This is a genomic window from Sneathiella litorea, assembly GCF_009882915.1.
In the GTDB taxonomy this organism is placed as follows: domain Bacteria; phylum Pseudomonadota; class Alphaproteobacteria; order Sneathiellales; family Sneathiellaceae; genus Sneathiella; species Sneathiella litorea.
In genome coordinates this window covers 252,310-278,041 of record NZ_WTUW01000009.1, presented here as the reverse complement: position 1 = coordinate 278,041, position 25,732 = coordinate 252,310, and the positions used below count along the sequence as shown (strand labels likewise).

The following is a 25,732-nucleotide window of genomic DNA, read 5'->3' as shown; positions in this document are numbered from 1 at the left end:
GTATCGGATTAACTGATACTCAAGTGCGGCGCACATTATTTTGTGTCGATAGATGTCTATTCCAGTTTCCCTATGTCAATGCTAACCGTCACCGCGCCAATTGCTTTGTATGTGGCGGGGTCGACAATGGAGATGCTGACCTGAGAAAAATAGTCCTGCTGTGAATCATCAAAATCGACTTCCGTGATCAGAACGCCTTTCGGGCCGGCGCCATAGGACTTTAGCCATTTGTCTTCGTCGCCCTGCCAATAGTCAGAGGTAATGTCGCTCTGTCCGACATTGAGCCCTTTCTTATCCATAACGATTATTTCTGTATATTTGCCGTGCGAGTCAGTCTTGATGCTTTTGAGATAGCTGGACAGACTGTTCGACAGGACAGCCTTTATCATCTTGTGATTATCCACCTTAACTTCCTCACGCCATTGCCGGTCTCTTGCGTCAATATCGGCCTGACTGAGCGTGGTGGAAAGCTTGTTTTGTTCCCGGATGGCATTGACCACCTCGTCAACCTGGGCCCAATCGCGGATTTCGCTTTCTACCAGATCTGCGATAGCAACCTTATAGTCATGCGCGAATGCGGTTGCCGACTGGCCGATGACGACAGACATCGCGACAAGACGGACGAAGGCTTTGAGGATCATTCAGCAGGCTCCAGGTGGCGGATCATTTTTTCGTAGTAAACATTAATAAAACCAAGTGTTTTCTATATGTATTAGAATACTGAATGCAATCCATTTAATTACAGTTAATAAAACGTGTGTGAGGGGGGAGTCGGAGTATTTTCACAATTACTTGTTCAGGCAACCTGACGGTCGGTTTCCTTGGGGAAGGTGACGGTCACCGTCGTGCCTCGGCCGACCTCACTCTCGATATGCAGTTGGCCGTTGTGTGCGGCGACGAAGGACTTCACGATTGAAAGGCCAAGGCCAACCCCTTCAGAAGTAATATGGGAGGTACTGTTGCCCTTGACGAACGGTTGCGTGATATGGGGTAATTGTTCCTTCTTGATTCCTTCCCCCGTATCCTTGACCGCAATCGATACATTCTTGTCGGTCACTGTCGCGGTTATGCTGATTTTGTCCCCCGGATAGGAGAACTTGATCGCGTTGGTCAGCAGGTTCAGGAAGATCTGGCGCAGGGCGGTCTCATCGGCGTATATGTTCGGCAGGGAACCGTTGGCGACCAGCGCCACCATGATCCCCTGGTTGGCGGCGCGGTGGCGCACCGATTTCACGCATTCGGTTAGCAGGTCACGGATTGAAACCGGTTCCAGGACCAATTCACGCTTGCCCAGCTCGATGGCGGAGATATCCAGCACCTCGTTAATAAGCGATAGAAGATGGCGGCCGCTATGGTTGATATCCTCGGCATATTCCGTGTATTTCCGGTTCCCGACCGGGCCGAAATACTGGCCAATCAGAATGTCGCTGAAACCGATTATCGCATTGAGCGGTGTTCTGAGTTCATGGCTCATGGTCGCGAGGAATTTTGATTTTGCGAGGTTGGCTTCCTCCGCCTTCATCAGTGCGTTGCGCAATGCTTCCTCGGTCTTTTTGTTGGTACTGATATCGGTGATGGAGCCACCGACCGCGATCACCGCGCCCTCATCATCCAGGATGGGAAACATTTGTGCGAAGGTCGGGCGGGGGCCCTGTTGGACGGTCGGGCTGATATATTCCTGCTCGACCATCCTTTTCTCTTCAATAATCTGTTTTTCCTGCTCCATGACCAGTTTAGTGTAGTCCGCCGGGAAAAAATCCGAGGCGTTGCGTCCCTTAATGTCGCGCCCCGCCGGGTTGAACCATTCATGCCATTTAGAGTTTGCATGAAGATATGCCCCCTCGATATCCTTGATGATGATGGCAGAGGGGGAATTCTCGATAAAGGTCCGGAACAGCTTGTCACTCGCCTTGATGCGAAGTTGACGCACCATCGCCAGATGTATGAGATAGGCAATCGCGACAGAGAGCAGGATCAGCGTTATCAGGACAATCTCATCCACCAGGGAGGCATGGGCCGCGATTGTCTCGGCCGTCGGCAGCAGGCTGATCGTCCATACCCGATTACCGATTACAATCCATTTGTGTAGGACGCTATCGTCGTCCCATCCAGCCAGCGTATCAATCGTGCCGAACACGCGCCGCGTTTTGTCCTGGATCATGACGTTATATTTTTTGAGAAGGCCATCCGGCATCGCCTCCCGGATTAACGGTTCGGTGCGAAAGACGATATTCACGAATCCTGTCAACCGTTCCATCCGGACCACCGGGATATAGGCGACAAAGCCGTCTCCTCCCTGGGTAAGCTGGCCCGGCGGCGTGATCTGTAACCGGCCGGTACGTTCCGCCGCGGCCAGCGTCGCGGCCGGTAGCGGGAGTGTGCTGACATCCAGATTGAGCGCCGCCTCATTGCCCTTCAGCGGAGAAACCCAGCGGATTACTCCCATGGAGTCGACCCAGTTAATGGCCTGAAAGTCCCTGAAAATATCGTGCATATAGGAGGCTTGGGTGAGAAAATCCTCGCGGGTCCTGATCTGGCCGTTTGTCAGGGAATTACGGATCTGCCTGCCGATGGCGAGGCGGGTCGATATATGGCTTTCCAGACGCGCGGCAAAGTTCCCCAGATCGCTGCGCGCTTCCGTAACATGGCCCTGGGTATAATCCGTCGGTGTCATCACCCATGCCGTGACCACGAGCAGGATCATCGCTAGCCCAATAGCGATTGGCACCCCAATTGTGTAACGCGGTAAGCGATTGACAAAGCGGTGAAAACTGTCACGGTCGATACGTCTTTTCATCCCGCGCAGTCTAGTAAACATATCTTTAACAAACCCTAAACAATCGTTCTTGAGTTCTGGCTTTTTTAGCCCCGCCGGGCACATTGTTCACAACTTTGTGAGCCTGTTGGTTTGCCGTTGCCTTTTTATAGTCAATTAAATCTAATCTAGGCGCGGGTATTCGCCGTTGCCTGCCCTGATTTCAGCCATTTTACGGAGAGGAAACCTACATGACATTCTTGAAAACACTGACCGCTGCCAGCCTGCTGCTCGTAGCGAGTTTTCCCGTTGCAAGCGCCGAGGATCATCCGATGGGCTTTTTTGTCACCAGCGTCGGGCCGGGTAACGGCGGCGATCTTGGCGGACTTGAGGGCGCGGATGCCTGGTGCACGAAGCTGGCCACCGATGCCGGCGCTCCGGCGCGGGACTGGCGCGCCTATCTCAGCACACAGGAAGAGGGCAAGCGCGGTATCTCCGCCCGCGAGCGCATTGGTCTTGGCCCGTGGTATAACGCCAACGGGGAACTGATCGCGAGTGATCTCGACACGTTGCACCTGAGCCCCAACATCATCAAGCGCACCGCCGTTGATGAAAACGGCAACCCGGTCAAGGGCCGGGGCGACAGCGCGAACGAGCATGACATCCTGACCGGCACCATGTCCGACGGCACCGCCTATTTCCCGAGCGTGACCGACGACAAGACCTGCAGCAACTGGACCAGCTCAGGTGAGGGGAGCGCCACTGTCGGCCATCATGACCGCCACGGCGGGGGCAACACGTCCTGGAATGCGGCGCATGACAGCCGTGGTTGCAGCCCTGATGCGCTCAAAACCACGGGCGGCAACGGTTATTTCTACTGCTTCGCTGCGGACTAATCCGCCTCAGCCGCAGCAGTTATCCCCTGCCTGTTTCGGCGGGCAGGGAACACTCCCGTAGGAGCAATAGACGCAGCAGTCTCCCGCCTTCGGCTTGAGCAGCGCGCCGCAGCCCTTGCAGTCGTAAAACCACTGGCAGGCGTCAGTCGGCATGATCTCGACCTCCTTGTGGCCGCATTCGGGGCAGGTCAGGACGGAGGTGAGCTCGATAGATATTTCTTGCGTTTCCATAGGGCATAGACCGTTATTGCGATAAACAGGAAAAGGGCGGGGAGCAGCACATAGTCGAGCCAGCCCAGCAGGGCGGACAATCCCACCGCGCCCAGCAGGATCACCAGCACCGGCGTGAAGCAGCAAAGCGCAGCAATAACGCTGCCGATAACCCCGATTTTTAACAAGCTCTCGTTTTTCATGCCCTCATGTTACGCCGCCCCGCCGGGAAGGAAAGGCAACTTTCTACACTTTCCCGTGAGGCGGGCAGAGTGGGCGGCTCAGCCGTTCTGCATCTCTTCCATCCCGATCACGTCGCGATAGAGGAACGACGCGGTCGAGACCAAAATCGCAACGAAGAAGATCGAGATAAGTAAGTTCACGAGGAGGAGAATTACCATTGCGACAATAGATTGATCGATGATGTCGGTGATCAAATTCATCGCAAAATAGAGGATCGCCATCGGCGCTATCAGGATCAGCACGACCATCACGACGGCGATAACATAGGAAACAATCAGTGACATGCCCTTTTTCAGGAACAGCCCAAGATTTATAGGCTGATCGAGCGCGATGGCCGGATACATGAACAAGACCGTCATATAGACCGGCAACATGAGCAGAAGGCTGATAATCGCGCCGGCCCCAGATTTCAGCAACGCCGTAAAGGCGAAAAAAACCGCGAGGGCGATAACCGCCGTCCCGACGCCGAGCCCGGCGAACTTGATCTCCCTAAGGCCAAAGCCGAGCGCGAGGGCCTTGCGTCCCCGCTCGGCGGGGAGCAGGGTATAGCGGTGCCAGGATACAGCGAAGATGCTGAACAGGATTATGTTAATCAACTGCAGGGCGATGGAGAAGTCCGTCGTCAGCACGCCGAGTCCGATTTCGATCAGCAGCGCCACAAGAAAGATCGGCAGACCCCGCCGGAGGCAGGCCCCGACATTTTCGAACACAAATGCCCCCGCTGCCAAAATGGCCTTCGGTACCATCAGAAGAGGCACCCCGTTCTGTTGGTTTTCACTCAAACCGATAACTCCCGAACTGAAAAGCTCATTTTGCGAGTATAGGGGCGGGCGAAATCACTGGCAATGCGAATTGTGTTGGAATTGCTGTCAGTGGAGTTTGTTACGTTGCGGATAAGCAAGAACAGTGACCTATCTATGGCAACAGACGCTGCACTGATGCCGAGAAATGCACTCCAATATTCCCAAACTTTGAACTTATCCGTCATTGTTTGCTTCCGCTGGGGGCTTTTGTTGTAATGATTTCAGCATCTGCGTGTTTTGAAGTAAGTGAATGTCCTGTACAAAGGCAAATTTCTTGACATTTATCTAAATCTAAAGTAGTATATACGCCTTTCCTAATCGTGGCAAACTATCGTAATTCGGTCAACGATCAGGCGTTAGGAAGTCGCGCATGATTTCTCCGGCGCGGCTTTCTGCGTGAGCGGGAGGATCTCAGGCAGTCCGGGGATGGTGATCCCCCAGGCGCTTGAGGCCGACGGTTTGAAGAACTGCGAGGACAGCAACGGCAATGGCGAGGATCTCGACCACCCAGCTGCCCTCCGTCGTCAAACGGTCCTGGAACAAGTGGAGGGACAGACCACTCCCCACCACCCAGGCAACGTCGGCGGCAATGATGAGCCGGGCGAACAGCGGATTGATATTTTTCTGCGTGCCCGTCCAGGCGACATCGGCGGCGAAGAGCACCAAGCCCACCCCAAGCGTGTAGAGGATCCATGGAGCGATCCCCGTCCAGCGCGCGAGCGGGTCCGCGAAGGCGAGCGCCACCCCTCCCGTAAGAAGCGAGGTTCCTGCATTGATCAGCAGGGTATTTCGTAGCAGGTAAGACTTAACCGACATCTTGATCTCCTTTCAGTTGGACCGGCCATGGTGGCCACTGGAAGCAGGATGGCGGGGAGAGGTTATCTTCTCAATTACCTCATGGGTAATGTTCCGGATCTTTTTTTCGGGCTATTCTGGATGCCGAAATAAAGTGAAAGGAGAGAAAATGACTGCGTCTGCCTTGCAAACCCCGGTGCCCGAGCTCGGTCGGCTCTTAAAGCACTGGCGGCAGGTTCAGGGAATGAGCCAGCTCGGCCCGGCACCTGAGCTTTATTGAGAGCAGAGAAGGGGTAACGCCCTTTTCGGTGGATAAGGCCAAAAACGCCAAAAGCCGCAACCCGGAGCCCGGGGCGGCTTTTTGAATTCTATATATCCCGGCGAACCGGGAGGCGCGTTTTAGCCTTCGCGCTGCATCCGCTTGCGAGCGAGCTTGCGGGCGCGTCGAATGGCTTCCGCTTTCTGGCGGGCGCGCTTTTCAGACGGCTTTTCATAGGCGCCCCGGAGCTTCAGCTCACGGAAGATGCCTTCGCGTTGCATTTTCTTTTTCAGCGCCCGGAGCGCCTGGTCTACATTGTTGTCACGAACAGAGACTTGCACAGTTAATCGTGCTCCTATCTAAAAACTTTAGTTGTTCCGGTTACGGAGTGGCGCGGGTGTAGCACGCTTCATTTCCCCTGTGAAGGGGAAAAACCGCATTTTTAAGGTGAATTCCTCAAAGAAAAGAGTAAATAACATAAAAGACACGAAAATGGAAGGGCTTATGGCAATTCGAGACATCCTGAAAATGGGCAACCCGATCCTCAGAGAGCGCGCGGAACCAATCATTCCGCCCTTTGGTGACGAGATTTACCAGCTTGTGCAGGACATGCGCGACAGCCTCGAGTCGGTTGGCGGGGTTGGCCTTGCCGCGCCGCAGATCGGGGTCTCGAAATCCCTCGTCATCTTCGAGGTGCCGGCCGATCGCGTCGAGATGGAGGAGGGGGACATGGCGGAGAGTGTGCCCTCCACCGTGCTGATCAACCCCAAAATCGAGCCGCTCTCCGACGAGACGGAGTTGGGGTGGGAGGGCTGCCTCTCGGTGCCGGGCCTGCGCGGCCTTGTCCCGCGCGCGACCCATATCCGCTATGAAGGCCTCGGCCTCAACGGCCGGGAAATCTCGGTCGAGGCGCGCGGCTTCCACGCCCGCGTCGTGCAGCATGAATGCGACCATCTTTTCGGCATTCTGTACCCTGAGCGGATGACAGACATGCGCTTTCTGATGTATGAAAGTGAGGTGCAGGCCTTTATGGAGGACTTGCGCGCCAAATCCGAACCGGCGAGGGACGAGACATGAGCAAAAAGGCGGAGACCGAGCGGGAATGGCGACTGCGCCTGTTGGAGGCGGTGCTGCCCCATGTGCTGTTCGACGGCTGGAGCCGCAAGGCGATGAAAGCAGGCGCCGCGGATCTGGGCGAGGATATCGAGCGTCTCGATCTCGCCTTCCCCGACGGCGCGACGGACATGATCCGGCTGTTTATCGAGAATGCGGATGATGAAATGGAGGCGGAGCTGCAAAAGCAGGGCGTGCTCTCCCTCAAAATCCGGGAGCGTATCACCCTCGCCATCAAGGTGAGGCTGGAGCTCTATGCGGAGCATAAGGAGGCGGTGCGCCGCGCGGTCAATATTCTTGCCCTCCCGCAGAATGCGGCGCTCGCCCTGAAGCTCACCGCCAACACGGTCAGCCGTGTGTGGTGGGCGACGGGCGATACCTCCGCCGATTACAACTGGTACACCAAGCGGCTTACCCTGTCCGCCGTCTATGGCGCGACGCTGCTCTACTGGCTCGCCGACAAGTCGGCGGGGCACCAGAAAACATGGGAATTCCTCGACCGCCGGATCGAGAATGTCATGCAGATCGAGACCGCCAAATTCAAATGCCGCGAAAAACTAAAGCAAAAACCCGACTTTTCGCATCTACCGAGTGCAAAGAGATTTTGGCGGAACCTGACGGAGCGGTAAAAAGGTAGAGACTAAACACCAAATGAGTGTATAATCCTCATCAAATTTACGGTTTTGGTGAGGGAAAAATTGAATTATTCAAACCATCCACTAGCTGATGTAGGACTTAAGTTCCAAAATTTTAAGTGCTTCGGCGACTCTATGGACGAATACATAAATTTTTTGCCCATTAATATAATTATTGGACGAAATAATTCAGGTAAGTCGGCATTAATTGACATAATTGATTTATGTGTTTCCAAAGGCAAAAAATATGATTCAAGAGTACATAAGAAAGGAAGCAGAGAATATTCAATTTTTGTAAAACAAGTATTAGATGAGCAGTCGGTAGGAAGCGTTTTTCGGGAGGGCTATGTAGGCGGCGGAATTCCAATAGATCATTGGAAGGCTGGAAAAAAAATTGTCGGACAACTTATTGAACGGGCAATTGACCAATCATGGAATACGAGTGAAGTCAGTACTCCTAGTATGGACTTTATTGAACGGTCTTCTGTAAAAGCATTTTCCGATGCATTGGTTGAAAAAACTATTATCCCGTTTAGTGATATTAATTTATTTAGGATCGATGCTGAACGGGATGTTCAGCCAGAAGAAAAAAATTCTACACACAAACTAGAATCCAATGGTTATGGGACTACTAACCTAGTTAGGGCTTTTATCAATAGCGATAAACTAGACCGCGATGAAGTGGAAATTGGGCTACTAAAAGATCTAAATTTTGTTTATTCAGGCGATTGCGAATTCTCAAAAATTTTGTGCCATGAAAATGATAGTGATATTTGGGAAATATTTCTGAAGGAAGAAAGTAAAGGCGATATTCGGCTTTCCCAATCAGGTAGTAGTCTTAAATCTATCTTCATTATACTAGCAATGCTTCGGCTTATGCCAATTATAGACGAAGTAGATTGGACATCCGTGGTTTTAGCAATTGAAGAACCAGAAAATAATCTTCATCCAGCGTTGTTACGGCGTTTGCTAAACTTTTTATCAGTTCAACAAAGAAAAAAAAGGTTTACTTTACTAATTACGACTCATTCCCCTGTTGGGATAGATTGGTCCGTGAAGAATGAAAATAGCCAGATTGTTCATGTTCGCCATAACGGCAAAGAAGCGATTGCAGCGTCGGCCATTGGGTATGAGCATAATAGAAAAATTCTCGATGATTTGGATATTAGAGCCTCAGATATTCTGCAAGCAAATGGAATTATTTGGGTAGAAGGACCTACAGAAAGAATATATTTGAAAAAATGGATTGACCTTTTTTCTAAAGGAAAAATTAAGGAAGGTGTCCATTATTCGATTATGTTTTATGGGGGAAAATTACTTAGTCATCTTGATGCACTTCCTAAAGATGAAAGCAAAACATTAATTTCCTTGCTGTCAATAAATCGTAATGCGGCTGTCGTAATGGATAGTGATCGGCATAGAGGCACTTCAACCAGAAAACCTCGAATGAATTTGAATGAGACAAAAAAGCGCATTCGGGACGAACTTGAATTTATGGATGGTTTCGTTTGGATCACGGAAGGGCGAGAAATAGAAAACTATGTGCCTGTCACGGTGTTTGAGAGATTAGTGAGTAAAAAGTTCTCTAATATAGATCAGTACACTAAAATGACAGAACATCCGAACTTAAAGAAATACAAGCAGAAGAAAGTCGCATTGGCTCACGCTGTTGTGGAAGAAGTTACTGCGGATGATATGAGGTCGCATCTTGATCTTTGGCAACAGTTAGATACGCTTTGTCAGCACATTGAACGATGGAACGGCGAATGACACCATAAAAAAAGGGCCGGAGAACCGGCCCTTTTTGCTTGTGCCTGTAGAGGCGTCTGGCGTTAGTCGCTGGTGCCTTCGACCACGTATTTCTTCTCGTGGAGGAGCCCCATATAGAGGCAGACGCACATGGCGAGCAGCACCACCGTAAACGGCAGGCCGACCGTGATCGCCGCCGCCTGTAGCGCGGTGAGGGCATCCGCCCCGCCGCCAAACAGCAGCGCCGCCGCGACGACACCCTCGATGATCACCCAGAAGATCCGCTGCACCACCGGCGCATCGACCTTGCCGCCCGCCGTGATCGCGTCGATCACGAGGGAACCGCTGTCCGATGAGGTGATGAAGAAAACCAGCACCAGCACAATCCCGATCACCGAGGTGAGGGTGGCGTAGGGCAAATTCTCCAGCATATGGAACATGGCCAGCTCGACCGATTCCAGCCCACCCGCGAGGGAGCCGACACCGTTCTGGATCTGGTCAAGGGCGGAACCGCCGAAGACGCTCATCCAGACCAGCGTGACGATCGTCGGGATGATCAGCACGGCAATCAGGAATTCCCGCACCGTCCGGCCCTTGGAAACGCGGGCGATAAACATGCCGACGAAGGGGGACCAGGAAATCCACCAGGCCCAATAGAACACTGTCCAGCCGTGCATCCAGGCTTCGTCCTCGCGACCGACGAAGTTACTGTAGGAGACGATCTGGCCAAGATAGCCGATCAGGGTGTCGCCCATGGTCGCAATAATCACCGCCGTCGGACCCACAATAAAGACAAACAGCAGAAGCACGGCCGCAATGCCCATATTGATGTTCGAGAGCAGCTTCACCCCACCGTCAAGGCCACGAATAACCGAGAACAGCGCCAGCGCCGTCACCACGATGATCACGGCAATCTGGGTGTTGATCCCGGCCTCGAACCCGAAGAGATACGCAAGACCGGCCGAGGCCTGCTGCGCCCCGAAGCCGAGCGATGTCGCCAGCCCGAAAAGCGTTGCGAGAACCGCCACCGTATCGATGATATGGCCGACAATGCCCCAGCTATGATCGCCGATCAGCGGATAGAAGGCGGACCGGATGGTCAGCGGCAAGCCCTTGTTATAGGAGAAAAACGCAAGTGACAGTGCCACAACCGCGTAAATTGCCCAAGGGTGAAGCCCCCAATGGAACATGGTTGCACTCATCGCCATGTCGGCCGCGGCCGGGGTCCGCGCCTCCACGCCGAGGGGCGTCTCATACCAGCCGGTGTAATAGGCCGTGGGCTCTGCCACACTCCAGAACATCAGGCCAATGCCCATGCCCGCCGCGAACAGCATCGCAAACCAGGACGGGCGGCTGAATTCAGGTTTGGCAGTCTCTCCGCCCAGACGGATCTTGCCAACAGGGAGGACGATCAGGGCAAGGCAAAAGATCACGAAAATATTGCCTGCCGCCATGAACAGCCAGTCGAATGCGCCGATTGACCACCATTTCGCGCCATCAAGAGCGCCTTTCGCGGCCTCTGGCGCCATCAGGACGCCGACCACGAACAGGATCGCCAGCCCGGCAGATACCCAGAACACCGGGTGATGAACATCCATCCCCCAGCGCTGCAGATTACTCTGCCCGACCTCGAAGTCGGTTTCATAAAGGTCTTCTACATCACTCATACTACCCCTCTTTCTCTCCCGGCAGGCCGCCGCCCCGGACGGGGAGGCAGGGCCAGGAGGACTCTGAACGATTGCCAGTGTGCCTAAAAAATTAGCAAACATGGCTTCCGAAGTCCAATCGGACACCGGCAGAGCGGGGGGCTTAACATCTCGCCGGAGAGTGTGTCCAGAGGTTTTTTGAGTGTTTTACAACACGTTATGCGCGAAAATTAACACGGCTATTGCCATCACCATCCGCAGCAATGACGAGGGTTCCATTGCCGATTATCTTTACGTCATAATAGTGATTCTTGCCGACATTATTTTCCAGCCCCTTATAGAGCACCACAACGTAAATCTCTGTCGCGTCAATCTGGAAGCTGTCTGGGCTATCGATTTTACCATTCGTCACCTCGGCGGTGGCGAGCTCTTTCGATTGATCCTTGGAATAGATAATGATCTTCTTGACGTCCGTCATCTTGCTGCCGGACAGGTCGAGTGTAATCTGGGCCATGTTTTATCTCCATCTATGGGTTGAATGACGTTAAGACGGCGAAGAGACTGCTTCTGTGATAAATGATGGCAAGCGGCAAAAAAAAGGCCGTCCAGCGGGAGTAGATCGCCGGACGGCCAAGGTAAGGATCATGGAAGGGGAGACTTCAACATGACCCGCGGGAATCTCTAAAATAATGGGACGCGCGTTGCCGATAAATTGTTTCGAAGACGCGGTACCGTAATCATGCCTTATACAAAGCAAGCACTGTGCCAGAAAATTAAATTGTTATATTTCAATAACTTATGTAAATTACTTTCGGCGAGCGCCAGCAAGATGCCCAGAATTTCAGCAACAAATGCTGCAATGCAATATTTTTGTTCAAAATATAGGCGGCAAGTGGCTGGCGATTGCCGGGGATTTCGCCTAGATTGGCGTCATCATTGAGAAGGAGCGTAGAGTGCAAGGGGACATTGAGCGCAGGCTGGCTGAAGCGACCGCGTTGCAGCGGCGCGGGGACAAGAATGCGGCGGCAGCGATTTACCGCCAGATTTTGAAGAAAGAGCGCAAAATCGCGCCAGCCCATTACAATCTCGCACTTTTGTTAAAGGACCAGGGGAAATGGCAGGCGGCGGAAAAATCCTTCAAGGCCGCGCTTGCCGTCGATCCGGCCTATGCCCTTGGCTGGCGCGGGTATGCACGATTCCTGGCCGAACGGAAACGGCCGAAGGAAGCCATCCGCGCCGGGCTGAAACTGGCTGCCCTTGACGAATTTTTGCCCGCGTCCCTGCAGCAGCTGGCCGATCTTCTGGAACTGGTGCCGGTCGGCGATCTTGGCCCCGCCGGGGATGAGGCCATGCTCCGCTGCCTCAATTCCGATGAGGTGGAGAGTGACCGTTTTATCGTGACCCTGCTTGCGCGCATCCATCGCCAGAAGGGTATCGTCAGGATGCTGGACGGAACGGGTGGGCTCGCCGGGCTGGAAGGGGCGCTCAATGAGCCCGTGATCGCAGCCGCCTTCTCGCGGCTGATCCTGCCTTCTGCGGACATATCCGCCCTGATTGCTGAAGCACGCGAACAGCTGCTGCAGGAGGAATGGGAAATGGCGCAGGAACTGATGGCGTTGCTCGCGCTGCAGCTTGCACTCACCGAATATGCCCTTGAAAGCCCGCCGGGAACGCCCCCGGCGCCGGACGCGCTGGAGCCGGCACTGCGTGCCGCGCTCTATGCGCCGCTGTCGCCGGAGGTGGCGACGGAACTGCTGGAGAAAGAGGCGGAGCAGCTCGCCACCCGGCCGTGGTGCCGCCTGCTGCTGACCCGGATGGGCCCTCAGGCCGCGCGGGAGCGGGAACTTGCGGCGACCCTGCCGCGTTTATCCGCGAGCGGCGATCCGGTGTCGGGCGCGGTGCAGGCGCAGTATGAGGAAAGTCCCTATCCACGCTGGCGGGAGCTTCGAAGCGGCGGGGAAACAACCCTTCCGGCCCTCCTGAAGCGGCTGTTCCCGGACATGACGCCGCCGTTTCCCGCCGAGAACCCGAAAGTGCTGGTTGCCGGCTGCGGCACCGGGCGGCATGCGCTGCGCACGGCCAAGCGGATTATCGGGGCGGAGGTGACGGCGATCGATCTTTCCCGCGCGTCGCTGGCCTATGGCGCTCGGCAGGCAGAGGCGCATGATATCAGCAATGTCACTTTCGCCCAGGCGGATATTGTCGACCTGCCGGACAGTCTCGGCCAGTTTGACCTGATCGAGGCGAGCGGGGTGCTGCATCATATGGCCGATCCTGAAGCCGCGTGGAAAGGCTTGCTGTCCTTCCTCGCCCCGAACGGGGTGATGAAGATCGCGCTCTATAGCGAGCAGGCGCGGCAGGATGTGATCGTGGTCCGCGAGATGGTGGGGGAGAGGCTCGATCAGCTCACTCTTGATGATATCCGCGCGCTCCGGCAAAAGTTGCTGGCCCTGCCGGAGGATCACCCGGCGGCGTCCGTGACAAGGGAGCTGGATTTCTTCAGTCTCAGCGGTTGCCGCGATTTTCTCTTTCATCAGCATGAACAGCGCTTCGATCTTCCGCGGATCAAAACGGCGATGGAGGATTTGCGGCTTGAGTTTCTCGGCTTCGAGTTTGCCGATCCGCAGGTCATGACCGCCTACCGCGCGCGCCATCCGAAGGACCCGTCGGGCCGCACCCTCGATAACTGGGTTAAAATCGAGGCGGAAAATCCCACGCTGTTTCGCGGGATGTACCAGTTCTGGTGCCGAATAAAAAAGTAAATCCTCGCTATTGCCGGAGGCCTATGACACTATTAATTTAGTTTTTTGGTATATTCCAAACCTAACAGGCTCAAGGCAATGACACTGCAACGTCGACTTGCTACGATCATGGTCGCCGATGTCGTCGGATACAGCCGCATGATGGAAAAGGCGGAAGAAGAGACAGCGGCGCGTCTTGATGTGTGTCAGAAATTGATCACCGAGTCAGTCTCGGCCGGCGGTGGCCGCATTTTCAACCGCGCCGGCGATGCCGCCCTGGCGGAATTTCCAAGCCCGATCAATGCTGTCAAGACGGCGGTTGATATTCGCGAAGGCCTCGCCGGGTCAGTGCCGGAAATCGCCAACAGCATGAAGATGCGCTTTGGCCTGCATCTTGCCGATGTCATGGTATCCGGCTCGGACCTGCTCGGCGATGGCGTCAATCTCGCCGCCCGTATCCAGCAGGAAGCCGACCCCGACAGCATTCACCTGTCGCAAACCCTGTTCGACCAGATCAAGCGCAATTCGCCCTTTTCCTTTGATGATCTGGGGGAACGGCATTTCAAGAATATATCCGACCCGATCCACGTCTACCGCTTGAAGGGACATCTGGGCGCCCATGTGTTCCTGTCGGCCCCGAGCCAGCGCACCGCCGCGCTCAAGACCATTCATCCGAATTCCCTCGCAGTGCTACCCTTTGTCTCGGCAGGCGGGGACGAGGACCAGCGCTATCTCGCGGAAGGGCTGACCGAGGAGATCATTCTGGAGCTGGCCCGCTTCAAGAAACTGCATGTCGCCTCGCGCAGCGCCAGTTTCGTCTATTGGGAAATGAAGGCCAACCCCTCCGACGTTGCCCGTGACCTCGGCGTCAGCTATGTGCTGGAAGGGCAGGTGCGGCGGCTGGGGGACAAGGTCCGGCTGTCCCTGGAACTCACAAACGGACAGACAGGAATTGCCGTCTGGACCGACCGGATTACGCGGCAGTTCGCCGACCTGTTCGAGTTGCTTGATACCATGACAAAGCAGATCGCCGCCACCATCCTCGGCCGGGTGGAGGCAGACGCGATTGAAACGGCCCGGCGCAAGCCGCCGGAGAATATGAAGGGGTATGATTTCATGCTGCGGGGGCTGGATATGCACCGCATCGGCGGCATTACCTATGAAGCCTCGCGGGAGGCGGTCCGGTGGTTTGACAAGGCGATCGAGGAAGACCCGACCTACGGGCCGGCCTATGCCTGGCGGATCTGCGCTTCCTCCTGGCTGCCGGAATTCGATCTCGCCAAGGAGAGGCATTATATCGAGAAGGCGCTGGAACTGGATGCCAACAATCCCGAGGCGCAGCGGATCATGGGAACGGTCCATATGATGGAGGGAAATTTCGAGGCCGCGAAATATCATCATGAGCGGGCCATGGCGCTGAGCCCGTCGGATGCTTACCTCCTTGCCCGGTCGGCGGCCTTTTATTCGTTTAACGGGGAACCGGATAAGGCGCTGAAACTGCTGGAAAAGGCCGAGGATCTGGACGGCCTGCTGCCGGTCTGGTGCGTCGAGGAGCGCGGGATCGCCTATTTCTGCGCCGGCCAGTTCGAGCAGGCGGTGCAGGCGTTGACGGAACTCCCCTCGCAAACCTCGCGCAGCCGCTTGTATCATTGTGCGGCGCTGATCGCGCTCGGACGGCAGGCGGACGCCAAGGTCGTGATGCAGAAGGCGCTGGCGGTGAACAAGGACCTGACGGCCGCTGAATTCTTTTTCAAGGAAACATGGCGGGACATGGCGTTTCGCCGCAAGCTGCGCCATGACCTGATCGCGGCGGGCCTGCCGAAATAGCGCCGAAGTCGCGCCGAAACCGCGGCGAACTGCGGCAGTTTCCATGCTGCGCCGCAATATATTTCTTTGCATTCCGGCGCTTCTGCCCTATGGTGCGGCCAAATATTCAGAAATTTCGAACTTGGAAGTTTATCACGTGATCAAGCCAACGCTTGCCGCCGTTGCTGGCCTATTGTCTACCGGACGCAAACACGCCGATCCAATCCGCTTTACACCCGCCCGCATTAAGACGGAACTCCTGTCGGGCCTGACTGTGGCCTTGGCCCTGGTGCCCGAAGCAGTCGCCTTCGCCTTTGTTGCGGGTGTGCATCCGCTGGTCGGGCTATATGCGGCCTTTATTGTCGGGCTGATAACGGCGCTGATCGGTGGCCGCCCGGGAATGATTTCCGGGGCGACCGGGGCGCTGGCCGTGGTTCTTGTGTCCCTTGTCGCGCTGCATGGGGTGGAGTATCTGTTCGCCACCGTTGTGCTGATGGGGATATTGCAGATTCTCGCCGGCGTGTTCCGGCTTGGGAAATTTATCCGACTGGTGCCGCATCCGGTGATGCTGGGCTTCGTGAATGGCCTCGCCATCGTGATTTTCATGGCGCAGCTTACCCAGTTTAAAATGACGGATGCCTCCGGCGCCCTGGTCTGGATGAGCGGCACACCGCTGGTGACCATGCTCGGCCTCGTTGCGGCGACCATGGCGATCATCTGGCTGATGCCGAAGATTACGAAAGCCGTGCCCGCACCACTTGCCGGCATTGCGATTGTCGCGGCAATCGTGATTGCCTTTGGTGTCGATGTGCCGCGCGTTGGTGATCTCGCCTCCATTAAGGGCGGCCTGCCGGACTTTCACATTCCGATGGTCCCGATCAATCTGGAAACCCTGAAGATCATCTTTCCTTTCGCCCTGATCCTCGCCGCGATTGGCCTGATCGAGAGCCTGCTGACCCTCAATCTTGTTGGTGAGATTACCGAGCAGAGCGGCGGCGCGTCGCAGGAATGTGTGGCGCAGGGCCTCGCCAATACGGTCACCGGCTTTTTCGGCGGCATGGGGGGCTGCGCCATGATTGGCCAGTCGATGATTAATATGAAGTCGGGCGGACGGACGCGGATCTCGGGCATTTCCGCCGCGCTCTTCCTGCTGGTTTTTATCCTTTTTGCCTCCCCGCTGATCGAGCAGATCCCGCTCGCCGCGCTGGTCGGGGTGATGTTCATGGTCGTGATCGGCACCTTCGCCTGGCAGAGCCTCCGCATCATGCGGATTATCCCGCTGTCCGATACGCTGGTCATCATCCTGGTGACGGCGGTAACGGTGCTAAGCGACCTTGCCGTGGCGGTTGTCGTCGGCGTTATTGTCTCTGCGCTTGTCTATGCGTGGAACAATGCGCGGCGTATTCATGCGAATACGGAAATCCTCGCCGATGGCTCGAAGGTCTACAAGATCGAGGGGCCGCTGTTCTTCGGTTCCACCGATGGCTTCGCGGAGATTTTCGATGTGAAGGGCGACCCTGATCTTGTCATTGTTGATTTTATCAACAGCCGCGTCGTTGACCAGTCCGCCTTGCAGGCGATCGAGGTGCTGGCGTCCAAATACAACGCGCTCGGCAAGCATGTCCAGCTTCGCCATCTGTCGCGGGACTGCCACCGGCTTTTGAACCGGGCCGGACAGTTGATGGTCGATTCTGATGACGATCCGACTTATGGCGTCGCCGTCAATTATTCGGTCAAGACCGGGATTTTGAGCGGCGGCCACTAGGCGCATAACAACCGTCTTGCCTTTGGCGGGAGAGGTCCTATTGTTGGCGGATCAATTCTGGCAACAATCGGGACATAACAATGCTGAATGAAAAAGTCATCCTGATCACCGACGCCCTGCATTTCCTTGGAAAAACCGGGTCGCGCGTCATGATAGCCGAGGGGGCGACCGTCTACGCCCATGACAACGCCTTTACCGATGCGACGGCGCGCGAAAAATTTGCCGCCGAGATTCCGGGCGTCAAACCACTCGCCGCGCAGGACCCGACCGCAATCGTCGATCAGGTCATCGCCGCGGAAGGGCGGATCGATGTGATGATCAACAATGACGCCTTTCCCGCTCTCAAGGCCGCGATTGACGAGGTGGATCTCGGCGATTTGCGCAACACGCTGGAGGCGCTGGTGGTGCGCGGCTTTCATTTTGCGAAGGAAGTTGCAAAGCACATGAAGAAAGCGGGGCAGGGCAAGATCCTGTTTATTTCCTCCGCCGCGCCGAAGAACGGCATTCCCAACTACTCCATGTATGTGGCGGCTCGCGGCGGCGCCAATGCGCTGGCCCAGACGCTGGCCAAGGAGCTGGGGCGTTATAATATCCAGGTCAATGCGCTGGCGCCGAATTTCATCGAGAGCCCGGATTATTTCCCGAAGGAATTGCTGGAGAATGAGGCCGCGTTCAAGAAGATCACCTCGCAGATTCCGCTTGGCCGTCTCGGCACACAGGAAGAGGCGGGCGACTATCTGCTGTTCCTCGTCTCCGACAAGTCGAACTACATCACCGGACAGGTGCTTTACTTCGCCGGTGGCTGGGCGGTTTAGGCGTCAGGCTTTTGGTTTCTGGTTGAGGGGCAGGAGACGGGTCACATGCCCCATCTTGCGCCCTTCGCGGGCTTCCTTCTTGCCATAGAGATGGAGGTTGTTTTCCGGGTCTTCGAGCAGGGCGCCCCAGCGTTGCACATCGTCCCCGATCAGGTTGGTCATCACCGCGTTTGAATGATGCGCGGGATCACCAAGGGGCAGGCCGCAGACGGCGCGGATAATCTGGCGGAACTGGCTCGTCGCGCATCCCTCGATGGTCCAGTGGCCGGAGTTATGGGGACGCGGCGCGAGTTCATTGACGACAATCTGGTTATCCTGTGAGATGAACATCTCGACCGCAATCATCCCGACAAGATCGATTTTTATGGCAATTTTCTCGGCGATCTCAATTGCCTTCTCGGTCAGCCAGTCCGGAATATCGGCGGGCGCGAGCGTGATGTCGAGGATATGGTTCTTGTGGCGGTTCTCGACCGGGCAGAAGGCGGCGGTCTTTCCAAGTGCATTGCGCGCGATGATCACGGAAATTTCCATCTTGAAGTTTACCAGCCCTTCAAGGATCGAGGGGGTGTTCTTCATCCCGGCCCATACATCATCAAGATCGCTGGATTCCGTAATCTTCACTTGTCCCTTGCCGTCATAGCCGAGCCGCCGGGTCTTCAGGATTGCGGGCGTCTTGATCTGCCGGATAGCCTGGATCAGCTCGTCCATGGATTCCACATTGGCGAAAATCGCCGTCTCGATCCCGAGGTTGTTGATGAAGCTTTTCTCGAACAATCTGTCCTGGGTGATTTCCAGCACCTTCGCGCCGGGCCGGACAGGGACAATGTCGTTGAGGAAGCGAACCGTGTCAGTCGGGATGTTCTCAAATTCCAGCGTGACCACGTCTACGGTTTCGGCGAACGCCTTGAGCGCGTCCTTGTCGCTATAGCTGGCGACAGTGGAGCGATGGCTCACCTGCGCGGCAGGGCTGTTTTCCTCAGGGCCAAAAATATGGACGAAATAGCCCATCTCCGCGGCGGCGATAGCCATCATCCGGCCAAGCTGACCGTCTCCCAGAATACCGATATGTCCGCCGGGTGAAATTGTTGTCATGAAGGGGGTTGCCTTTATTTGGGGTCAAGCGCGACGGCGTCGGTCTGCCGCATGCGCCATTCATTGATGGCCGTTGCATAGGTGCTGTTCTGAAGAGCAAGGATCTGTCCCGCAAGGAGCGCTGCGTTGATCGCGCCGGCCTTTCCGATGGCGAGGGTGCCGACGGGGACGCCGCCCGGCATCTGGACAATGGAAAGCAGGCTGTCCATGCCTTTGAGGGACTTGCTTTCTACCGGCACGCCGAGAACGGGCAGGCTCGTCAGGGCCGCGGCCATGCCGGGAAGATGTGCAGCGCCGCCCGCGCCGGCGATGATCACCTTCAGCCCGCGCGCCGCCGCATGGGTAGCATATTCATAAAGACGATCCGGTGTCCGGTGCGCCGATACAATCTTGGACTCGAATGGAATTCCCAGTGTTTCCAGCGTATCTGCGGCATTCTTCATGATCTCCCAGTCAGACTGGCTACCCATGATAATTCCGACATCTGCATCCCGATTAGTCATTAATGCGGTTCCCTGTTGTGCCCCTTGCGATTTGAAGCAGGAGATTATAGGCATGCGGTCAAAAGACGCAAGTGAAGCTTGCGCCTTTGCCATGCGACAGGCTTAATTACAGCGACACTGTGTAAATCTTTGAGTTTTCGTACAAATTATAATAAACTTGTAGCTATAAATATAATTTGCCGGGGACAAGGGGCATTTCATGAAAATCGGACCAAGCGGCCAAAACCGATCTGTGGCGGAAAGCAGCAGAAAATCCGAGAAGGCGCGCGCAAGTGCAATAAGCCGTTACAGTGCCCCCCGGCAGATCGATGACAGCGCCTCCGTCCTTGGTATTCCGGAGACAGAGCTCACCCCGCGGGTGCGGGACGCTATTTTCACGCTGATGTCGGAGGTTGATACCCTGCGCCAGAATATCAAGGACCTGACCCGTCGCCTGAATGAGACGGAACAGATTGCCGATCAGGATCCGCTGCTGCCGATCTATAACCGCCGCGCCTTTGTTCGTGAACTGACCCGCGTGCAGGCTTCTGTCGAGCGATACCAGACGGAGGCAAGCCTCGTCTATCTCGACCTTAACCATTTTAAGTCGATCAATGATGATCTTGGCCATGAGGCCGGGGACTATGTGCTGGCCCAAGTGGCGATGCGACTGAAGGAATGCGTGCGTGACACCGATATTGTCGGGCGTCTCGGCGGTGATGAGTTCGGCCTGATCCTGTCCCGCACCAAGCCGGAAGATGCGCGTAACCTGATCGACCGACTGCCGCAGCTGTTTGCGGAAAAACCGATTATCTGGAAAGGGGCCGCGCTGGAGACCTCGCTGGCCTCCGGCGTTGTGTCCATCCATGCGGGGCAGAACCCGGAAAAGACCCTGAGTGCCGCCGATACTGAAATGTATAAGAGAAAACAGCAGGCAAGCCGACCGGAAGCCTGAATGGCGCGCAGCTTTTAATCAGGCGATTATATCCGGCAGCATCATATTCTGTGTTGCGTAGATTTGGTCCTTCAGGATCAGCTTCCGCTTTTTCAACCGTTGCAGTTGCAGCGAGTTGTAATTGCCGGTTTCGATCAGCGCGTCAATTGCCCGGTCGAGATCACCATGCTCGGTTTTCAACTGTTCCAGCCTTGCGCGAAGCATTTCCTGCTCGTCAATTTCCGCCATAATAAAAAGGCACTCCGACAACTATTTTCCAATGAAGCGACAGCTATGCTACCCTAACGCGGGTAACGACTTAGTAGCGTGTAAATATTAGCAGTTTTTCCCGCGAAAGCCTAGGGTCAGGGGCCGGAAAGGGAATATTTTTCTGGTAAGGGGACGTAGTTCAAGATGGCGATATATTCCTCTGCCGTGTTTCCGCCCAGCCAGCTCTGGGATTACGCGGTAAAGCTCTATAATAACCGCGACGTTGCGGCCGCCTGCATCCGACTTCAGGACCGGCGAGGGGTGGATGTGAACATGCTGCTCTTTTGTCTCTGGGCGGCGGCGAGTGGTCGGGGCCATCTCTCACCAGAGGAGCTGGAGGCCGGAATCGAGGCGGGCGCACGCTGGCAGGCCGAGGTGGTGGTGCCCCTTCGTCATGTCCGTCGCCACCTCAAGGGGCCGACTGCCCCGGCCGAAAATCGTCTTTCGGCAGAACTGGGCCGCGGCGTATCGGAAAGCGAGCTTTTCGCAGAGCATATAGAAATCCAATTCCTGAATGAAATCCTGAAACGGCCGGCCACCGGTTCCTTCGGCATGGAGGAGCGGGGCCTCGCGGCGGCGGACAATCTTGCGGCTTATCTCCCCCAGGTTACAGAAGTTATCAATAAGGATGACCTGTCCGACCTGCTGCAGATCTGGCAGCAGGCTTTTCCCGGAGCCGACCCCCGCCTGACCGACCTGTTCGGACCCCATATATAGACGGATAATGGACGAAGAAGAATGAGACAGCTTGATATGCTCTTGAAAACCCTTTTTCCCATGATGTTCCTTGTCGTCCTCTCACTCGCTGCCCCGGCCAATGGGGCCAGTAAAGAAGACGACCTGCGCAATGCCCTGATCACGAACGGGCAGGCCTGTGCAAAGAAGGGCGATCAGATATGTGCAAATGCCTGCCAGTCGGCGTCCAAAAATATTGCCGATAAGGCCGGTGTGGACAATTGCTTCTGGCTCCACAAGAAAGCCGCGATGGGCGGCAGGCTCAAGCGCGGGGACCCCACGTTCGAAAAAATGCGGCACCAGAGCAATATTTGTACCGGCCACCGGGATGCCCCCTGTGCAAAGGCCTGCAATGCCGCGGCGGGCGATCCGGCGAATGCTCAGCTGGTCGCGCAATGCAACGGCGAATACCAGCGGGTTGTCGCGGCCCATCTGCCACCCAAACCCAAATCCAAGCCGGAGGCAAGCATGACCCTGGCGCAGCGCATCGCCCTGATGAACGACAAAGGCGCCTATTGCAAGGCGAAGGATAGCTATAGTCACGACGCCGGCACGCAACGGGCGATCATGAGGTGTAAGAGGGCTTGTCTCGACAAGAGGATCAATAACGCAAATAATTCCGATCAACTGCGGGAGAAGATGGTCAGTCAATGCGAGACAGCCTATTACAACGTCTACCGAAAACTCGGGAAATAGGGGAGAGCTACGCGCCGCCTTTCAGCCCCGTCCATTCCCGCGCGAGGTCATTTTCGATCCCCATCAGGTTGAGCAGATGGCCAGTGAACTGATCAATGATCTCGCCGGTCGTTTCGGGCTTTGTGTAGAAGGCGGGCATTGGCGGAGCGATGATTGCGCCCATCTCGGATAGCTGGGTGAGGGTGCGAAGATGCCCGGTATGAAACGGTGTTTCCCGCACGGCCAGAATAAGTTTACGCCGTTCTTTTAAGCAAACATCTGCGGCGCGGGTTAGCAGGCTCGAGGTCACGCCCGTCGCAATTTCCGACATGGACCGGATGGAGCAGGGCACGACAATCATCCCCATGGTCTGGAATGAACCCGATGCGATGGCCGCGCCGATGTCGGCGGATTTATGAGTGTGGGAGGCGAGGGACTTCACCTCCGAGACACTGAAATCCGTTTCCTGCGTGATGGTGATTTCCCCGGCCTTGCTGATCACCAGATGGGTCTCGACATTGAGATTCTGGCAAGCCTCAAGCAGGCGAATGCCAAGCGCAGCACCGGACGCCCCGCTTATGCCGATAGCAAGTCGTTGATTTTCCATCGTCATCCGATTTTCCGGCAAAATATTCCACTCCAAGGGTATTGAATCATGGCCAGCTTGTTCATAAATCTGTAATATAAAGTTGTCTACCGCTGGTCCGCCAGCGTCCTGTCTTTTTTACAGAGGAGATACACTATGAGCACTGCAGATCATGTTGCACAGCTGACCGAAAAACACCACCGCATCGAAGAAAAAATCGAAAATGAAATGGCCAGCCCGTCCGCAGATCATGTGCATATAAGTGAACTCAAGCGTAAAAAACTCAAGATTAAGGAGAAGATATCCTTACTCTCGGCGGAGGGAGAAGTTACTCATTAACGAAGGACTTACAGACCTTATCTAACCTCCTACAGGGGTACAAGCCAGCGCCGAAATTGGTTTCGGCGCTTTTTTGTGGGCGAACGCTATCGCTGCTCTGGCAGGGTGCGGCGGAGTTTAATTTTTTCCGGGAAAAGAGAGCGGGAAGGGTATCCAATGCCGGCCGATTGCGATAGAATTGCCACGGTTTAAAACAGGTGAATTAGGGATTTCCTGCGTAAAATCCTTTTTGGCGATTCGTCAAGCGTATAAATTTTCAAAATTTTTCCACAACCAGTTGACGCCCCGACAGCGTTTATACAATATGTAGTGGTTAATGTCGTGTTTGAGTAAGTGTTTCAGTCCGCTAACGATACTAAAAATGGCTCATTTTTGTAATTACCGGATAAACAACCAGCATACCGGGAAATTATTACACAAATAAGGCAAGTGGCGCGAAATATTATTATCAGGGCCGGCTCAGTCCGATTCTGGAGTGTACAAGAGATTAGAAGGGGTAAGAGGAATGCTGGATACGGTCGATATGTTGACGGATATCGTTCAGGTAAAAGATGGCGCACGGGTCCAGATTGACCATAGTCGCGACAAGTACCTGACAGAATTCGGCAAGGCGGTCCTGAAAGATCGCTATCTTCTGCCGGGGGAAAGTTTTCAGGACCTGTTTGGCCGGGTGGCGAGCGCCTATGGCGAAGGCGATTCCCATGCCCAGCGCATCTATGAGTATATCAGCAAGCTCTGGTTCATGCCGTCAACGCCGGTTTTGTCAAACGGCGGTTCAACCCGCGGGCTTCCCATTTCCTGCTTCCTCAACGAATCCAACGACAGCCTGAAGGGGATCGTCAACCTCTGGACGGAGAATGTCTGGTTGGCATCAAAGGGCGGCGGCATCGGCAGCTACTGGGGCAATTTGCGTTCCATCGGCGAAGGCGTCGGCGCGGTTGGCAAGACCTCTGGTGTGGTGCCCTTCATCCGCGTGATGGATAGCCTCACCCTCGCCATCAGCCAGGGATCGCTCCGTCGTGGGTCCGCGGCCGTGTATTTGCCCATCTCCCATCCGGAGATTGAGGAGTTTATCGAAATCCGTCGCCCGACTGGCGGCGACCCGAACCGCAAGACCCCGAACCTGCATCACGGCATCCTTGTCTCTGACGCTTTCATGCGTGCGGTTGAGGAAGATAGTGAATGGGCGCTGACCAGCCCGCATGACCAAGCGGTTGTCCGCACGGTGAGTGCGCGTAGCCTGTGGATCAGGATCCTGACGGCGCGGGTCGAGACCGGAGAGCCCTATATTATTTTCAATGACCGGGTGAATGCCCAGATGCCGGAGCATCACAAGCTCGCCGGGCTGGAAGTGAAAACCTCCAACCTCTGTGCGGAAATCACGCTCCCCACCGGGATTGATCATCTGGGCAAGGAACGCACGGCGGTCTGCTGCCTGTCTTCGCTCAACCTTGAGAAATATGACGAGTGGGAAGGGCAGGACGGCTTTATCGAGGATGTCATGCTGTTCCTCGATAACGTTTTGCAGGACTTCATCGACCGTGCACCGGACGAGATGGAGCGGGCGAAATACGCTGCCGCGCGGGAACGCAGTGTCGGCCTCGGCGTGATGGGCTTCCATTCATTTTTACAGGCCAAGCGCGTGCCGCTGGAATCTGTCATGGCGAAGGTCTGGAACAACAAGATCTTCACCCATATCCAGAAGGGCGTCGATGCAGCGTCGAAATCCCTCGCCGAATTGCGGGGCGCCTGCCCGGATGCGGCGGATTACGGCTTTAACGAGCGGTTTTCGAACAAGACGGCGATTGCCCCGACGGCCTCCATCTCCATCATCTGCGGCGGCGCGAGCCCGGGAATCGAGCCGGCGGCCGCCAACAGCTACACCCACAAGACCCTCTCGGGCAGCTTCAACGTGCGCAACCCGCATCTGAAGGCACTGCTCAAAGAGAAGGGACAGGATAACGAGGACGTCTGGAGTTCCATCACCGTGCATGAAGGCTCCGTCCAGCATCTTGATTTCCTTGATGATCATGAGAAGGACGTGTTCAAGACTGCGTTCGAGCTGGATCAGCGCTGGATTATCGAGCTGGCCGCCGACCGCACGCCGATGATCGACCAGTCGCAGTCCGTCAACATCTTCCTGCCGGCCGACGTGCATAAGCGCGACCTGCACCAGATTCATTTCCTGGCGTGGAAGCAGGGGGTCAAAAGCCTCTATTACTGCCGCTCCAAATCCATGCAGCGTGCGGAAGTCGTGTCGACGAAGGAGGAACTGCCAGCGGAACTGCGTGAGCTTGCCGCGAGCCTGGCCCCCGCTGTCGCCAAGGCCGTGGAGGCCGCCGGCGAGACCACCGATTACGAAGAATGCCTCGCCTGCCAGTAGGGCGG

General features: G+C 55.6%; 27 protein-coding genes. 13 read left to right on the top strand and 14 right to left on the bottom strand.

What is annotated here, in order from left to right:
* Window positions 1-56: 56 nt before the first annotated feature.
* On the bottom strand, window positions 57-641 hold the full coding sequence (locus GQE98_RS15300; protein WP_161316581.1) for a hypothetical protein: 585 nt from the start codon (window positions 639-641) through the stop codon (window positions 57-59).
* Between the two features lie 155 nt (window positions 642-796).
* The gene (locus tag GQE98_RS15295) at window positions 797-2,818 is read right to left on the bottom strand and encodes an ATP-binding protein (protein ID WP_161316580.1); all 2,022 of its coding nucleotides are present in this window, start codon (window positions 2,816-2,818) and stop codon (window positions 797-799) included.
* 188 nt (window positions 2,819-3,006) lie between these two features.
* Here GQE98_RS15295 and GQE98_RS15290 point away from each other — a divergent pair, with 188 nt between their 5' ends.
* A complete protein-coding gene (locus tag GQE98_RS15290; RefSeq protein WP_161316579.1) occupies window positions 3,007-3,651 on the top strand; it encodes a hypothetical protein in 645 nt (214 codons plus the stop codon).
* Between the two features lie 6 nt (window positions 3,652-3,657).
* On the opposite strand, the gene GQE98_RS18325 is transcribed toward GQE98_RS15290, so the two are convergent.
* The 6 genes from GQE98_RS18325 to rpsU all read right to left on the bottom strand — a co-directional run bounded on the left by GQE98_RS18325 (window position 3,658) and on the right by rpsU (window position 6,302).
* Window positions 3,658-3,882, bottom strand: a complete 225-nt coding sequence (locus GQE98_RS18325; RefSeq protein WP_281351317.1) for a GDCCVxC domain-containing (seleno)protein — start codon at window positions 3,880-3,882, stop codon at window positions 3,658-3,660.
* The gene (merF, locus tag GQE98_RS15285; protein WP_161316578.1) at window positions 3,840-4,064 is read right to left on the bottom strand and encodes a mercury resistance system transport protein MerF; all 225 of its coding nucleotides are present in this window, start codon (window positions 4,062-4,064) and stop codon (window positions 3,840-3,842) included. The genes GQE98_RS18325 and merF overlap by 43 nt, the downstream gene beginning before the upstream one ends.
* A gap of 78 nt (window positions 4,065-4,142) precedes the next feature.
* The gene (locus GQE98_RS15280; protein ID WP_161316577.1) at window positions 4,143-4,886 is read right to left on the bottom strand and encodes a hypothetical protein; all 744 of its coding nucleotides are present in this window, start codon (window positions 4,884-4,886) and stop codon (window positions 4,143-4,145) included.
* On the bottom strand, window positions 4,883-5,092 hold the full coding sequence (locus GQE98_RS15275; RefSeq protein WP_161316576.1) for a hypothetical protein: 210 nt from the start codon (window positions 5,090-5,092) through the stop codon (window positions 4,883-4,885). The genes GQE98_RS15280 and GQE98_RS15275 overlap by 4 nt, the downstream gene beginning before the upstream one ends.
* A 226-nt stretch (window positions 5,093-5,318) precedes the next feature.
* Window positions 5,319-5,723 carry a hypothetical protein gene (locus tag GQE98_RS15270; RefSeq protein WP_161316575.1) on the bottom strand — a complete coding sequence of 135 codons (405 nt, stop codon included), beginning with the start codon at window positions 5,721-5,723 and terminating at the stop codon, window positions 5,319-5,321.
* A 378-nt stretch (window positions 5,724-6,101) separates the two neighbouring features.
* Entirely contained in the window at window positions 6,102-6,302 is a 201-nt protein-coding gene (gene rpsU / locus GQE98_RS15265) for a 30S ribosomal protein S21 (RefSeq protein ID WP_161316574.1), read from the bottom strand.
* 163 nt (window positions 6,303-6,465) lie between these two features.
* On the opposite strand from rpsU, the gene def reads away from it, so the two are divergent.
* The 3 genes from def to GQE98_RS15250 are packed head-to-tail and all read left to right on the top strand — an operon-like array spanning window position 6,466 to window position 9,479.
* Window positions 6,466-7,038, top strand: a complete 573-nt coding sequence (def, locus tag GQE98_RS15260; protein ID WP_161316573.1) for a peptide deformylase — start codon at window positions 6,466-6,468, stop codon at window positions 7,036-7,038.
* Window positions 7,035-7,703, top strand: a complete 669-nt coding sequence (locus GQE98_RS15255; protein ID WP_161316572.1) for a COQ9 family protein — start codon at window positions 7,035-7,037, stop codon at window positions 7,701-7,703. The genes def and GQE98_RS15255 overlap by 4 nt, the downstream gene beginning before the upstream one ends.
* 57 nt (window positions 7,704-7,760) lie before the next feature.
* The gene (locus tag GQE98_RS15250) at window positions 7,761-9,479 is read left to right on the top strand and encodes an ATP-dependent nuclease (protein WP_343044230.1); all 1,719 of its coding nucleotides are present in this window, start codon (window positions 7,761-7,763) and stop codon (window positions 9,477-9,479) included.
* Window positions 9,480-9,541: 62 nt separating this feature from the next.
* Here the strand turns inward: GQE98_RS15250 and GQE98_RS15245 are convergent, their stop codons facing one another.
* Together GQE98_RS15245 and GQE98_RS15240 are read right to left on the bottom strand one after the other, a co-directional pair.
* Window positions 9,542-11,125: a BCCT family transporter gene (locus tag GQE98_RS15245; protein ID WP_161316570.1), complete on the bottom strand. Its 1,584-nt coding sequence runs from the start codon at window positions 11,123-11,125 to the stop codon at window positions 9,542-9,544.
* A 196-nt stretch (window positions 11,126-11,321) separates the two neighbouring features.
* Window positions 11,322-11,618 carry a hypothetical protein gene (locus tag GQE98_RS15240; RefSeq protein ID WP_161316569.1) on the bottom strand — a complete coding sequence of 99 codons (297 nt, stop codon included), beginning with the start codon at window positions 11,616-11,618 and terminating at the stop codon, window positions 11,322-11,324.
* Window positions 11,619-12,057: 439 nt separating this feature from the next.
* On the opposite strand from GQE98_RS15240, the gene GQE98_RS18485 reads away from it, so the two are divergent.
* The 4 genes from GQE98_RS18485 (at window position 12,058) to GQE98_RS15220 (ending at window position 18,231) form a co-directional block, all read left to right on the top strand.
* Window positions 12,058-13,866 (top strand): methyltransferase domain-containing protein, encoded by a 1,809-nt coding sequence (locus GQE98_RS18485; RefSeq protein WP_161316568.1) that lies wholly within the window; start codon window positions 12,058-12,060, stop codon window positions 13,864-13,866.
* A gap of 78 nt (window positions 13,867-13,944) precedes the next feature.
* Window positions 13,945-15,672 carry an adenylate/guanylate cyclase domain-containing protein gene (locus tag GQE98_RS15230; protein WP_161316567.1) on the top strand — a complete coding sequence of 576 codons (1,728 nt, stop codon included), beginning with the start codon at window positions 13,945-13,947 and terminating at the stop codon, window positions 15,670-15,672.
* A 136-nt stretch (window positions 15,673-15,808) separates the two neighbouring features.
* On the top strand, window positions 15,809-17,416 hold the full coding sequence (locus GQE98_RS15225; RefSeq protein ID WP_425501142.1) for a SulP family inorganic anion transporter: 1,608 nt from the start codon (window positions 15,809-15,811) through the stop codon (window positions 17,414-17,416).
* A gap of 80 nt (window positions 17,417-17,496) precedes the next feature.
* Window positions 17,497-18,231 carry an SDR family oxidoreductase gene (locus GQE98_RS15220; protein WP_161316565.1) on the top strand — a complete coding sequence of 245 codons (735 nt, stop codon included), beginning with the start codon at window positions 17,497-17,499 and terminating at the stop codon, window positions 18,229-18,231.
* 3 nt (window positions 18,232-18,234) lie between these two features.
* Here GQE98_RS15220 and GQE98_RS15215 read toward each other — a convergent pair whose 3' ends face one another.
* Together GQE98_RS15215 and purE are read right to left on the bottom strand one after the other, a co-directional pair.
* A complete protein-coding gene (locus GQE98_RS15215) occupies window positions 18,235-19,323 on the bottom strand; it encodes a 5-(carboxyamino)imidazole ribonucleotide synthase (protein WP_161316564.1) in 1,089 nt (362 codons plus the stop codon).
* Between the two features lie 14 nt (window positions 19,324-19,337).
* Window positions 19,338-19,826 carry a 5-(carboxyamino)imidazole ribonucleotide mutase gene (gene purE / locus GQE98_RS15210; protein ID WP_161316563.1) on the bottom strand — a complete coding sequence of 163 codons (489 nt, stop codon included), beginning with the start codon at window positions 19,824-19,826 and terminating at the stop codon, window positions 19,338-19,340.
* 199 nt (window positions 19,827-20,025) lie between these two features.
* On the opposite strand from purE, the gene GQE98_RS15205 reads away from it, so the two are divergent.
* Window positions 20,026-20,760 (top strand): GGDEF domain-containing protein, encoded by a 735-nt coding sequence (locus tag GQE98_RS15205; protein ID WP_161316562.1) that lies wholly within the window; start codon window positions 20,026-20,028, stop codon window positions 20,758-20,760.
* A gap of 18 nt (window positions 20,761-20,778) precedes the next feature.
* Here GQE98_RS15205 and GQE98_RS15200 read toward each other — a convergent pair whose 3' ends face one another.
* The gene (locus GQE98_RS15200) at window positions 20,779-20,988 is read right to left on the bottom strand and encodes a YdcH family protein (RefSeq protein ID WP_161316561.1); all 210 of its coding nucleotides are present in this window, start codon (window positions 20,986-20,988) and stop codon (window positions 20,779-20,781) included.
* Between the two features lie 165 nt (window positions 20,989-21,153).
* On the opposite strand from GQE98_RS15200, the gene GQE98_RS15195 reads away from it, so the two are divergent.
* Both GQE98_RS15195 and GQE98_RS15190 read left to right on the top strand, forming a co-directional pair.
* Window positions 21,154-21,726, top strand: a complete 573-nt coding sequence (locus tag GQE98_RS15195; protein ID WP_161316560.1) for a TIGR02444 family protein — start codon at window positions 21,154-21,156, stop codon at window positions 21,724-21,726.
* A gap of 21 nt (window positions 21,727-21,747) precedes the next feature.
* Window positions 21,748-22,440, top strand: a complete 693-nt coding sequence (locus tag GQE98_RS15190) for a hypothetical protein (RefSeq protein WP_161316559.1) — start codon at window positions 21,748-21,750, stop codon at window positions 22,438-22,440.
* 7 nt (window positions 22,441-22,447) lie between these two features.
* Here GQE98_RS15190 and GQE98_RS15185 read toward each other — a convergent pair whose 3' ends face one another.
* Entirely contained in the window at window positions 22,448-23,026 is a 579-nt protein-coding gene (locus tag GQE98_RS15185) for a UbiX family flavin prenyltransferase (protein WP_161317358.1), read from the bottom strand.
* Window positions 23,027-23,161: 135 nt separating this feature from the next.
* Between GQE98_RS15185 and GQE98_RS15180 the strand changes: the two genes are divergently transcribed.
* Both GQE98_RS15180 and GQE98_RS15175 read left to right on the top strand, forming a co-directional pair.
* Window positions 23,162-23,344 (top strand): DUF465 domain-containing protein, encoded by a 183-nt coding sequence (locus GQE98_RS15180; RefSeq protein ID WP_161316558.1) that lies wholly within the window; start codon window positions 23,162-23,164, stop codon window positions 23,342-23,344.
* A gap of 523 nt (window positions 23,345-23,867) precedes the next feature.
* A complete protein-coding gene (locus tag GQE98_RS15175) occupies window positions 23,868-25,727 on the top strand; it encodes a ribonucleoside-diphosphate reductase subunit alpha (RefSeq protein WP_246157376.1) in 1,860 nt (619 codons plus the stop codon).
* Window positions 25,728-25,732 lie beyond the last annotated feature (5 nt).